Origin of the sequence: Vibrio ostreae, assembly GCF_019226825.1 — a bacterium.
GTDB lineage: Bacteria > Pseudomonadota > Gammaproteobacteria > Enterobacterales > Vibrionaceae > Vibrio > Vibrio ostreae.
Genome location: NZ_CP076643.1, coordinates 633,580 through 645,404, shown reverse-complemented (window position 1 = coordinate 645,404; position 11,825 = coordinate 633,580). Strand labels below are relative to the sequence as shown.

Sequence of the window (11,825 nt, the reverse complement as noted above, 5' to 3'; positions counted from 1 at the left end):
CTCGGACATAATAGAAGATGATATACCGCAAGGTATGCAACTTGGTGCGATACATTTATCCTGGAAAAATTCAGTTAAATTTAGCACTAATCCATAGTTAAACAAAGGTTAAAACGTTGTACTGTTAACGTTTTTTTGACGCATTTCCGATATTCTCAAAGCTGATACAACACAAAATTCAAACGGGATCATATTCGATACTTTGCTTTTAATTCGGGTACTTAACCGATAAAATCCATTTCTAATTAGTGAGTTATCAATGCATAATTTCTTGTATATGCAACAAGTTTAAAACTAACTGAAATTTTGAGTCACTTTATTGACACTCCTTCCCGGCGTCTCATTAATAAGATCGATTCTGGATTAAGCTTTGGCTTCAATCGTTAATAACCCAACATGGGAGTTTGATTTTGAAAGGGTTTTCCGTAAAGGCTCTGGCCTGTGCTCTTGCACTGTCCAGTCCAGCATATGCTCAAACACTTGAGCAGGCAGTTTCACTGACACTTGCCACCAATCCGGAGTTAAAAAGCGCTTTTAACCAGTTTAAAGCTCGTGTTTCTGATTCACGTGCAGCTACGGGGGCTTATCTGCCAAGTCTCGACTTGGATGCTGGCATCGGCTACGAAGGGATCAGACCGACAGAATCAAGCGGTAGCGCTGACACCGACCTGACCCGTAAGGACTTAACTCTTACTTTTAACCAGCTTATCTGGGATGGTTCAGCGACCTTAAACGACATGGACCGCACCTCTGCAGAAGCAGAAGCGGACCGCTACCAGTTACTTGCCGATGCATCAGATAAGGCTCTGCAAGTGGCGAACACCTACCTGGATGTGACACAGGCGTATGAAGTGCTTGCACTGTCGGAAAGTAATCTGACGACACACAAGGAAATTTACCGCGACATTAAACGTCGTGCGGATTCGGGTATCGGCTCAACGGCGGATGTAACCCAAGTGGAAGCCCGTCTGGCGCGTGCACAAAGCAACCTGCTGGCTGCGCAAAACAACCTGCTTGATGCTCAGGCACAGTTTCACCGTTTGGTAGGACAAGAGCCACAAGCGTTGGTCTTCCCGAGAGCAGACAGTGAAGCTTTACCGGCCTCTGTTGACCAGGCTCTTGAGCAGGCACAGCAATCGCATCCGGTGATTAAAGTGGCTCAGACAGACGTCGACGCTGCACGCTTCCAGTATCAACAATCTAAAGCACCTAACTTTCCGACCCTCTCTTTTGAAGCGTCACAAAGCTGGATGGATGATGCAGGCGGTGACCGCGGCAATCAGCAAGAAACCACCGCCATGCTGCGTTTACGCTACAACCTCTACAACGGTGGTACCGACAGTGCGAACACAAAAAGTGCCGCCTATCAGCTTAATCGCGCTAAAGACTTACGTGCCAATATTTTCCGTACCGTGGAAGAGGGTCTGCGCCTGTCCTGGAACGCACTGGATATTACCCTGCAGCAGAAAGAGTTCCTAGCCGACCATGTCGACGCAACATCAAAGACCGTTGTGGCGTATCGCAAGCAGTACCAGATTGGCCAGCGCACCCTGCTCGACTTGCTGAATAGTGAAAATGAGCTGTTCGAAGCTCGCCGCGATTATCTGGATGCGAAGTACTCAGAGCAATACGCAAAATACCGCGTTCTGAACGCAACCGGCGGTCTGCTGGCGGCTCTGCGCGTCGATGTTCCGAAAGAGTGGCTGGAAAAGGTGGATTACTAATATGACAATTCGAAATGTGATGATTGCTGTTTTGAGTATGACATTGGCGCATTCTGCCTACGCCGCTCAAGAAGAAAGTTCGGACGTTTACGATTACATGGCAACACCTGTTGCAGAACAAGGTGCCGATTTGCTCGACGACGACAATGATGGTGTCATTAACGCCCGTGACAAATGTCCGCAAACCCCACAAGGTGCGCAAGTCGACAATGACGGTTGTGGCAAGCAAATCAACAGCTCTGAACAGCAAAAACTTCATATCCTGTTTGCCAGCGATTCCTCTGCCATTGCCCCTCTTTTTGATGATCAGATTCGTCAGATGGCGGAGTTTCTACAACTTTATCCGGAAGCCTCAATTGAGCTACAAGGTTATGCGAGCAAAGTCGGCAGTGCCAAGTATAACCAGGCACTCTCTGAGCGTCGTTCAGCAGCCGTCCGTATGCAGTTGATTCGTTATGGTGTTACGCCGAACCGCATTCGTGTGATCGGTTTTGGTGATACGGTTCTGGTTGCTGATGGCGATGACCAGGTCAGTCACGCCCAGAACCGTCGCGTAACGGCGACCGTCGTCGGTCTGAAAGACGAAATGCTGAAAGAGTGGACTGTGTTCACTGCTTTACCTAATTCTTAATCGCTTACCGATTAAACCGTAACGAAAACGACCTGAGTTTCCCCAGGTCGTTTCTCCATTGAGTGACAGGTAAACGGGTTGGAAAGTTCGAACAACTTGACTCCCTGTTTCCCGCAACCCATTCTTCTGACTATGTATGATTTTTTTTCAAACCGCCTCGCTAGTTATCAAAACCTCAGGCACAATTGGGTTATTCTTTACCCTTTAGATCGTTGTGGCCTCAGTCTGTTAATGCCCGAGGAATATCAACGCAGGATAGTCCAATGAGTCAGCATAAATATCACCAGCTCTCTAGTGATGAGTTGGATTTTGTCGACGATCAAACCGCCGCACTGCTGCTTAATACTCCCAGCAGCGCGCGTATCATGCTTTGGGTTATGGTCGTATTCTTTTTGCTGGCCATCGTTTGGGCCTCATGGGCAGAGATCGATAAAGTCACTGTCGGTCAGGGTAAAGTCGTGCCATCTTCGCAAATCCAGGTGGTTCAGAACCTGGAAGGCGGCCTGGTTAAACAGATCCTGGTCCGTGAAGGCGAGCAGGTCAAAAAAGGCCAGCAGCTATTACTTATCGATGACACCCGTTTTCGTTCCGACTATCGTGAGCGTGAGCAGCAAATGGCCAACCTGACAGCCAACGTATTGCAGCTGACTGCGTCCATCGCCAGTGTCATCATTAATGAAGATTTTGCGGAACAGGACTGGCAAAACAGTGTGCGCATTGATTACAACAAGCTGGCTTTTCCTCCTTCACTGCTTGAATTGCAGCCCAGACTGGTTGAGCGTCAGCGCGACCAGTATCAGCAAGATCTTGATAACCTGCGCAACCAACTGTCTGTGATTTCACAGCAGGTTAAACAAAAACAACAGGATCTGATTGAAATTCAGGCCCGGGTTCGCAACCTACGCCGAAGTTACGAATATGCTAACAAAGAGCTGGAGATCACCCAACCCTTGGCGGATGAAGGCGTGGTCCCGCGGATTGAGCTGTTAAAACTGCAACGGCAGGTCAATGACACTCGTCGCGAACTCACCTCCAGTGAACTGAAAATACCGGTATTACGCTCAGGTATTCGTGAGTCAATGTTGAGCCGTATCGATGCCGCACAGAAGTTCCGTTCGCAGCAGCAAGATGCACTCAACGAAGCTCAGGATAAGCTGTCGGCGATGACTGAATCTACCGTAGGGCTGGAAGACAGAGTCAACCGCACCGTTGTCGTCTCTCCGGTCACCGGCACCATCAAAACCCTCAACGTCAATACTGTCGGTGGTGTTATCCAGCCGGGTATGGATATTGTTGAAATCGTCCCGACCGAAGACACCTTGCTGGTCGAAGCACAGATCGCGCCACAGGATATCGCATTCCTGCGCCCTGACCTGCCGGCGATTGTAAAGTTCAGTGCCTATGACTTCACTAAATATGGCGGCCTGGAAGGCACCCTTGAACACATCAGCGCCGATACCACGCAGGATGAAGAAGGCAACAGTTTTTATCTGGTACGGGTACGCACCACACAAACATCATTTGGTCAGGATGACACGCTGCCAATCATTCCCGGCATGACGGCGTCGGTGGATATCATCACCGGTAAACGCACCGTACTGGATTATTTACTTAAGCCAATTTTGCGCGCCAAAGACAATGCGCTGCGAGAGTAATCCGGCAAAGATAAACCGGTCCGTGATGAAAAGCGCTGATTGATGTATAACTAAATTTATACAACCGGATGCAAAGGATAGTGGAAGAGAGATGACCTTTAGTCACACCGTAGCAACAGGTATGCGATGAAACGCTGGCTATGTTTACTGGCGGCGCTGGTGATTTCATCACTAGCTGGCGCGCTCAGTACCAAAGAGCAACAGTGGGTTGATGCAGTGACAGCAACCTACGGGCCACGCGCGGGTAAACGAGTTGAGACCTGGCGGCAGGAGATGGTGCGTTACCGATCATTATCAGAACGCGCTCAACTGACCGAAGTAAACCGTTTTTTCAATCAGCTCTACTTTGTCAACGACGATGTATTGTGGGGCAAAAATGACTACTGGGCGACACCACTGGAATTTTTAGGCAGTAATGCCGGTGATTGTGAGGACTTCACTATCGCCAAATATTTTTCGCTGCTGGAACTTGGTGTTGCTGATAACAAACTGCGCCTGGTGTACGTCAAAGCCATTGAACTGAATCAGTTTCACATGGTACTGGCCTACTACGCCACACCCAGCTCACAACCTTTGATTCTGGATAACATTAATCCGCAGATAAAACCGGCCTCCGCGCGCCCTGACCTGCTACCTATATACAGCTTTAACGGTCAACATCTGTGGTTGATGAAGTCGAAAAATGGCGAGCTGGCAGGTAACGCTTCCCGGCTCAGCCTCTGGAATGATTTACGTTCACGCGAGCGTTCGCTGAATTTGAATAAACCGTTGGTCAATTACGATGAGTAGCTAGAATGACACTATACAAACAACTGGTCGCCGGAATGATAATGGTGCTGATTTTGTTGATGATTTCCGTATTCATCATCGAATTTAATACCACACGCGACAACCTTGAACAGCAGCAACGTTCTGAAGTCAGCAACACGATTAACACCGTGGGTCTTGCTTTAGCGCCCTATCTGGAAAAGAAGGACAGCGTTGCGGTCGAATCCGTCATCAATGCTCTGTTTGACGGCAGTACCTACTCGGTCGTGCGCCTTACCTTTCTCGATGACCACAGTGAAATCGTTCGCTCTTATCCGATTAAGCCAAGCCAGGTTCCGCAATGGTTTACTGATCTGGATTTGTTCCAGCCTATCCATGACCGCCGTGTTGTGACCAGCGGCTGGATGCAACTGGCAGAGGTCGAAATCGTCAGTCATCCGGGTGAAGCCTATGCTCAGCTATGGCACGCGCTGATTCGCCTCTCGATCGCATTCGGCGCCATCGTTGTGATCGGTATGCTCTCGATTGCCTACATCGTTCATCATGCCCTTAAACCGTTGACAACCATAGTGAACAAGATGAAGCAAATCGCCAACAACCAGTTTGGCGAACCGTTGCCGCTACCCGACACCCAAGACCTGGTCGCGGTAGTACAAGGGATCAATAACATGTCGGCACAGGTTGAAAAGCATTTTAAAGCCCAGGCTCAGGAAGCACAGCAATTGCGCGAGCGCGCTTACATGGATCCGGTTTCACAACTGGGCAACCGCTCTTACTACATGAACCAGTTGAACGGCTGGCTGACAGAAAACGCGGTTGGTGGCGTGGCTATGCTGCAGGTTCAGTTCATCAAAGATTTGTATGAAGAGAAAGGCTACGAAGCCGGCGATAACATGGTGCGTGAACTCGCCACTCACCTCAAAGCATCGATGACTGCCCCCAACATCACCATTGCCCGTATCTCTGCCGAAGAATTTGCGCTCATCCTGCCTAATATGGAAGAGGAAGAACTGCGCCAGGCCGCTGACAACATCATGAACTGCGTGAACGATATTAATCCGGATCCAACCGGTATGGCCGCTGCCGATGCGGCGCTCGGCGTGGTGTTCAATGAAAAAGCGAAGAGCTCACGCGAGCTGCTTTCCCTGCTCGACAACTCGATGGCCACGGCCAAATCGAATCCGGAGCTGAAATACGGCTTTATTTCCAGCTCAAGCAATCAGATGGTAATGGGTAAACAGCAATGGAAAGCGCTGGTTGAAGAAGCGATTCACCATGACTGGTTCACCTTCCGCTTCCAGGCGGCAACGGATACACACGGTAAAACTTTCCATCGCGAAGTGTTCTCTGCGATTGAAAAAGACGGGGGTACGTTACAGCGCCAACCAATATCTGTTCGCGCTGGAGCAGCTACACGCCACTCACCTGTTCGACCAATACGTACTCCAGTCTATGATTAATAAGCTGGTGTCCGGTGAAGTGACCGATAAACTTGCCATCAACATTTCGCAAAGCAGTATCGAGCAGCCAAGCTTTATTCGCTGGGTCACTCAGTTACTGACCCGACACAAAGCCGTGGCAGGATTACTGCAGTTTGAAATTCCGGAGAACTGCTTTGTTAATGCTCCGCACCATACTGCCTTGTTCTGTAACGCTCTGCGCGGCGCGGGCGCTGATTTTGGTGTTGATAACTACGGCCGTAACTTCCAGTCGCTGGATTACATTAATGAGTTTCGACCAAACTACGTCAAACTCGATTATCTGTTTACTCACCACCTTGATGATGAGAATCAGAAATTTACTCTGACGTCCATTTCGCGTACCGCTCACGATTTGGATATCACCACTATCGCATCCCGCGTCGAGACCCAGGATCAGCTCGATCTGCTCGCCGAGCATTTCGTCGATGTGTTCCAGGGTTTTATTGTCGATAAATAAGGATGAGCGCAATGCAAGACACGCTGCTGAACTCTCTGATTTACGTCAGCCGCTATTACGGCCTCGCCAATTCTCCCGAGGCTTTGATCAACGGTTTGCCAATGTCAGATGGCAAGCTGACACCATTTTTATTTCCGCGCGCCGCGGAACGTGCCGGCCTGGTTGCGAAAGAGAACCGCTCCGCACTGCATGAAATTCCACAACTGGTATTCCCGGTCATTGTGCTGCTAAAAAGTGGCGAGGCGTGCGTACTCAACAGTATTAACGAGGAAAAGCAGGAAGCGGAAGTGGTGACCGCCGAATCGGGCATGGTGCCGATCGCCTATCCGCTTGATGAACTTAAAGCGCGTTATATTGGCCGTTACTTTATGGTCAAAAAGCAGTTCCGTTTTGATGAGCGCTCTCCGGAAGTACTGAAAACCCGCCATGGTCACTGGTTCTGGGGTACGATCTGGCAGTCAAAGCGCATCTATCGCGATGTGCTGATCGCTTCGATCCTGATTAACCTGTTTGCCATCGCAGCACCGATGTTTACCCGTCTGGTGTACGACAAAGTGGTCCCCAATCTGGCGTTCGAAACTCTGTGGGTACTGGCCAGTGGTGTGCTGGTCATCTTCCTGTTTGACTTAGTGCTCAAACTGCTGCGGAACTACTTCATTGATGTGGCAGGCAAAAAATCCGATATCCTGATTTCCTCCAAGCTGTTTGCCAAGGTCATGGGGATCCGCATGGAGTCACGTCCGCCATCGGTCGGTGCTTTCGCGCGCCACTTGCAGGAGTTTGAGTCGATTCGTGAGTTTTTCACCTCTGCCACTATCGCTTCTCTGATCGATTTGCCGTTCGCACTGATGTTTTTACTGTTGATTTGGCTGATGGCCGGTTCACTGGTGCTGGTGCCGATTGTTGGCGTAGTGATCCTGGTGGTGTACTCACTGCTGATTCAGGCGCCGTTACGCCGTGCAATCGAAGAGGGTTCCAGACTGGCATCGCAAAAATACGCCAACCTGATTGAGAGCCTGGCCGGTCTCGAGACGCTTAAGCTGTTCGGTGCGCAAAGCCAGTATCAATACCGCTGGGAAGAAGCCGTCGCCCACATGGCAAACTGGAACATCAAGAGTCGCCGTATTACCGACGGAATTCAGAACACCGCGGGCTTTGTGCAGCAGTCGACTAACGTTGGCATGATTATTCTAGGTGTTTATCTGATTGCAGCGGGCGACCTGACCATGGGCGGACTGATTGCCGCGACCATGCTGAGCGGACGAGCGATTGGCCCTCTGGTCCAGCTGTCTCTGCTTTCAACCCGTTATAACCAGGCAAAATCATCGCTCACCATCATTGAACAAGTGATGGCGATGCCTGACGAGCAAGAGGCCGGTAAACGCTACATTCACCGTCCGATGATTCAGGGCAAAATTGAACTCGATAAAGTGACCTTCCATTATCCGGACTCACCGATTGCTTCGATTCGCGATCTCAGCCTGACCATTAACCCGGGCGAAAAAGTGGCGATTATCGGCCGGATTGGTTCCGGTAAAACCACGCTTGAGCGACTCATAATGGGTCTGTATCAACCCACCGAAGGACACGTTCGTATTGATGACACAGACATCGCCCAGCTGCATCATATCGATATCCGCCGTAATATCGGTTGTGTACCGCAAGAGAGCTTACTCTTCTACGGTACCATTCGCGACAATATCACTCTGGGGCGGCCACTGGCTGATGACCGTGATGTCATGGACGCAGCGAACCGGGCTGGCGTCACCGTGTTTACTCAGCAAGATCCGGCGGGTCTTGAACGCCAGGTGGGTGAAGGCGGCTTACTGCTTTCCGGCGGTCAGCGCCAGGCCGTTTCGATTGCCAGAGCCATGCTGGGACGTCCGCCTGTGTTGTTGATGGATGAACCGACCAGTGCGATGGATAACCGCTCCGAGATGCAGATTAAGCACCAGCTCAGTCAGTTAACCCCGAGCGAAACCTTAGTACTGATTACCCATAAAACCACCATGCTGGATGTGGTGGACCGGGTGATTGTGATGGAAAAAGGTTCCATCATCGCAGATGGTCCGAAAGAGATGGTACTGACCGACTTACGCCACGGTAAAGTGCGGGCTGCGAACTAAACTGACCGGCCAGAGACAAACTAACAACAATCGACAGAGATAAAAAAAGCGCGGTCCATAAAGGCACCGCGCTTAAGCCTGTCACAGGCTGAATTTACACCTCAACGTGTAAACAAGAGACGGAGTGGACGTCACTCCCTTTGATTTGGGGCTTGGTCTTAGCACATTCCGCCGTTGCCTGCGGACAACGAGTACGGAATACACAACCCGATGGCGGATTAATCGGAGACGGCAAATCCCCTTCCAGCATCTGAATGGTTTTACTGCGCTCCAGATTCGGATCCGGAATCGGTACCGCTGACATCAGGGCCTTGGTGTATGGGTGCTTCGGGTTGGCAAACAGTGCATCCGACTCCCCCAGCTCGACCGCATTACCCAAATACATCACCAGCACACGGTCAGAAATGTGCTTCACCACGGATAAGTCGTGCGCGATGAATACCAGGCTCAGACCCAGCTCATTCTGCAGCTCTTTGAGCAGGTTAACCACCTGGGCCTGAATCGAGACGTCCAGTGCTGATACCGGCTCATCACAGATGATCATTTTCGGCTTCAGAATCAGAGCGCGGGCAATGCCGATACGCTGACACTGGCCGCCGGAGAACTCGTGCGGATAGCGGTTAATGACGTTCGGCAGCAGGCCCACTTTGGCCATCATCTCTTTAACCCGGTCTTTGACTTCCTGCTTGGACAGTTGCGGATAAAAGGTCTGCAGCGGCTCAGCAATAATGTCACCAACCGTCATTCGCGGGTTAAGAGACGCTAGCGGATCCTGGAAAATCATTTGAATTTCTTTACGCGTTTCACGGCGTTTGACTTCCTGCATCCGGGTCAGGTCCTGACCGAGCCACACCACTTCACCTTCGGTAGCCTGAACCAATCCGATAATGGCACGGGCAAAGGTCGACTTACCACAGCCGGATTCACCTACCACGCCCAGAGTTTCACCCTGATAGAGGCGTACATTGACGCCGTCCACGGCTTTCAGTGTCGATGGTTTGGTCCATGGCCAGGCCGACTTAGCGGCAATGCTGAAATGAACCTTAAGATCTTTTACGTCTAACAGTAATGCTTTATCTGCGCTCATTTTGTCCACGCCTCCCAGTCAGAAAAACAAGCCCGCTGACGACCATCACCAAACGGCGTCAGAATTGGTGCTTCACGCTTACAACGGTCCATCACACGGTGACAACGTTCCTGATAAGGACAGCCAACCGGCAGACGCAGTAAGTTTGGCGGGTTACCCGGAATCGTCGGCAGAATATCGCCTTCGGTATCCAGACGCGGAATCGCTTTCAGCAAACCTTCCGCATACGGATGGCTTGGATTGTAGAAAATTTCGTTCACGCTGCCGTATTCCATGGTACGACCGGCATACATCACCAGCACTTTGTCACACGAGCCGGCCACCACCCCCAAATCGTGGGTAATCATGATGATCGCAGTGTTAAACTCACGTTTGAGCTCGTTGAGCAAGTCCATGATCTGAGCCTGGACGGTCACGTCCAGTGCCGTGGTCGGCTCATCGGCGATCAGCAGTTTCGGACGGCACAACAGTGCCATCGCAATCATCACACGCTGACGCATACCGCCCGAAAATTCATGCGGATACATGGTAATCCGCTTCCGTGCTTCCGGGATTTTGACCGCTTCCAGCATACGCACTGACTCTTCGAATGCTTGCGCTTTCCCCATGCCCTTGTGCAACATCAGCACTTCCATCAGTTGGTCGCTGACTTTCATATACGGGTTAAGTGACGTCATCGGGTCTTGGAAAATCATCGCGATCTGCTCGGCACGCACCTTGTTGAGTGCCTTTTCCGGCAGATTGAGGATTTCTTTGCCCTCAAATTTCGCGCTACCGGAGATGATTCCGTTTTTAGCCAGCAAACCCATAATCGCAAACACGGTCTGGGACTTACCCGACCCGGACTCGCCCACGATACCGAGAGTCTCTCCCTGATTAAGCGAGAAGTTTAAATCGTTAACTGCGGTGACAATCCCATCCTGAGTGGTGAATTCGACGCGCAGATCTTTGACATCTAATAAGCTCATCATTACTTCCTTAATCTTGTGTGATTATCTGTCTTTTGGATCCAGCGCATCGCGCAGACCATCACCCACGTAGTTAAAACAGAACAGGGTGATCACCATAAAGGCCGCTGGGAACAGCAGTTGCCAGATCGCCACTTCCATCGTGTTGGCGCCCTCTTGCAACAATGCTCCCCAACTGGTCATTGGTTCCTGAACACCCAGACCAAGGAAAGAAAGGAAAGATTCGGTCAGAATCATGCTCGGGATCAGCAGGGTTGAATACACCGCGACAATACCCAGCACGTTAGGCACGATATGGCGGGTAATGATTTTCCACTTGCTGACACCGCACACATGAGCCGCTTCAATAAACTCTTTACTGCGCAGGCTCAGCGTCTGGCCACGTACGATACGCGCCATATCCAGCCAGGCAATGGCACCAATCGCCACAAAAATAAGAATGATGTTACGACCAAAGAAAGTCACCAGTACAATCACCAGGAACATAAACGGAATCGCGTACAGGATTTCCAGCAGGCGCATCATGATTCGGTCGGTACGACCACCGATAAAGCCCGATGCGGCGCCATACAGGGTACCAATCAGTACCGCCACCAGCGCGCCCATAATACCGACCATCAGAGAAATGCGGCCACCGACCAGGGTACGTACCAACAAATCACGCCCCAGCGCATCGGTACCAAACCAATGCTCGGCATTCGGCGCAGCGTGCATGGCATACCAGTCAGTATCTTCATAGGTATAAGCCGAAAACATCGGCAGAAAAATCACCGCCAGGGTGATTAACGTCAGGATAAACAGGCTGACCATCGCCGCTTTGTTACGCATAAAACGAATGCGCGCATCCTGCCATAAACTGCGACCTTCAATTTCCAGGTTCTCAGAGAACTTTTCGATCGCTTCTAAATTTTCTTTTTTGCTCAACATA

At 50.7% G+C, this 11,825-nt stretch carries 8 protein-coding genes and 1 pseudogene; 6 read left to right on the top strand and 3 right to left on the bottom strand.

What is annotated here, in order from left to right; genetic code table 11:
• The first annotated feature begins 410 nt into the window (after positions 1-410).
• From KNV97_RS09195 to KNV97_RS09170, 6 genes and pseudogenes are all read left to right on the top strand, one after another.
• Positions 411-1,724 (top strand): TolC family outer membrane protein, encoded by a 1,314-nt coding sequence (locus KNV97_RS09195; protein WP_218562941.1) that lies wholly within the window; start codon positions 411-413, stop codon positions 1,722-1,724.
• Position 1,725: 1 nt separating this feature from the next.
• A complete protein-coding gene (locus KNV97_RS09190; protein WP_136483145.1) occupies positions 1,726-2,355 on the top strand; it encodes an OmpA family protein in 630 nt (209 codons plus the stop codon).
• A gap of 263 nt (positions 2,356-2,618) precedes the next feature.
• On the top strand, positions 2,619-4,010 hold the full coding sequence (locus tag KNV97_RS09185; protein ID WP_218562940.1) for an HlyD family type I secretion periplasmic adaptor subunit: 1,392 nt from the start codon (positions 2,619-2,621) through the stop codon (positions 4,008-4,010).
• Between the two features lie 126 nt (positions 4,011-4,136).
• A complete protein-coding gene (locus KNV97_RS09180; protein WP_136483141.1) occupies positions 4,137-4,799 on the top strand; it encodes a transglutaminase-like cysteine peptidase in 663 nt (220 codons plus the stop codon).
• A gap of 5 nt (positions 4,800-4,804) precedes the next feature.
• A pseudogene (locus KNV97_RS09175) lies at positions 4,805-6,716 on the top strand (bifunctional diguanylate cyclase/phosphodiesterase).
• A gap of 11 nt (positions 6,717-6,727) precedes the next feature.
• Positions 6,728-8,842 carry a type I secretion system permease/ATPase gene (locus KNV97_RS09170; RefSeq protein ID WP_136483137.1) on the top strand — a complete coding sequence of 705 codons (2,115 nt, stop codon included), beginning with the start codon at positions 6,728-6,730 and terminating at the stop codon, positions 8,840-8,842.
• Between the two features lie 94 nt (positions 8,843-8,936).
• On the opposite strand, the gene oppF is transcribed toward KNV97_RS09170, so the two are convergent.
• The 3 genes from oppF to oppC are packed head-to-tail and all read right to left on the bottom strand — an operon-like array spanning position 8,937 to position 11,824.
• On the bottom strand, positions 8,937-9,929 hold the full coding sequence (oppF, locus tag KNV97_RS09165; RefSeq protein WP_168796937.1) for a murein tripeptide/oligopeptide ABC transporter ATP binding protein OppF: 993 nt from the start codon (positions 9,927-9,929) through the stop codon (positions 8,937-8,939).
• Positions 9,926-10,897: an ABC transporter ATP-binding protein gene (gene oppD, locus KNV97_RS09160; protein WP_168796943.1), complete on the bottom strand. Its 972-nt coding sequence runs from the start codon at positions 10,895-10,897 to the stop codon at positions 9,926-9,928. The genes oppF and oppD overlap by 4 nt, the downstream gene beginning before the upstream one ends.
• A gap of 24 nt (positions 10,898-10,921) precedes the next feature.
• A complete protein-coding gene (oppC, locus tag KNV97_RS09155) occupies positions 10,922-11,824 on the bottom strand; it encodes an oligopeptide ABC transporter permease OppC (protein ID WP_136483131.1) in 903 nt (300 codons plus the stop codon).
• Between the last annotated feature and the right edge of the window lies 1 nt (position 11,825).

Coding starts and splice junctions, on each gene's coding strand:
- oppD (WP_168796943.1), bottom strand. CDS start 10,897: ATGAGCTTATTAGATGTCAAAGATCTGCGCGTCGAATTCACCACTCAG.
- KNV97_RS09185 (WP_218562940.1), top strand. CDS start 2,619: ATGAGTCAGCATAAATATCACCAGCTCTCTAGTGATGAGTTGGATTTT.
- KNV97_RS09190 (WP_136483145.1), top strand. CDS start 1,726: ATGACAATTCGAAATGTGATGATTGCTGTTTTGAGTATGACATTGGCG.
- oppC (WP_136483131.1), bottom strand. CDS start 11,824: ATGTTGAGCAAAAAAGAAAATTTAGAAGCGATCGAAAAGTTCTCTGAG.
- KNV97_RS09170 (WP_136483137.1), top strand. CDS start 6,728: ATGCAAGACACGCTGCTGAACTCTCTGATTTACGTCAGCCGCTATTAC.
- KNV97_RS09180 (WP_136483141.1), top strand. CDS start 4,137: ATGAAACGCTGGCTATGTTTACTGGCGGCGCTGGTGATTTCATCACTA.
- oppF (WP_168796937.1), bottom strand. CDS start 9,929: ATGAGCGCAGATAAAGCATTACTGTTAGACGTAAAAGATCTTAAGGTT.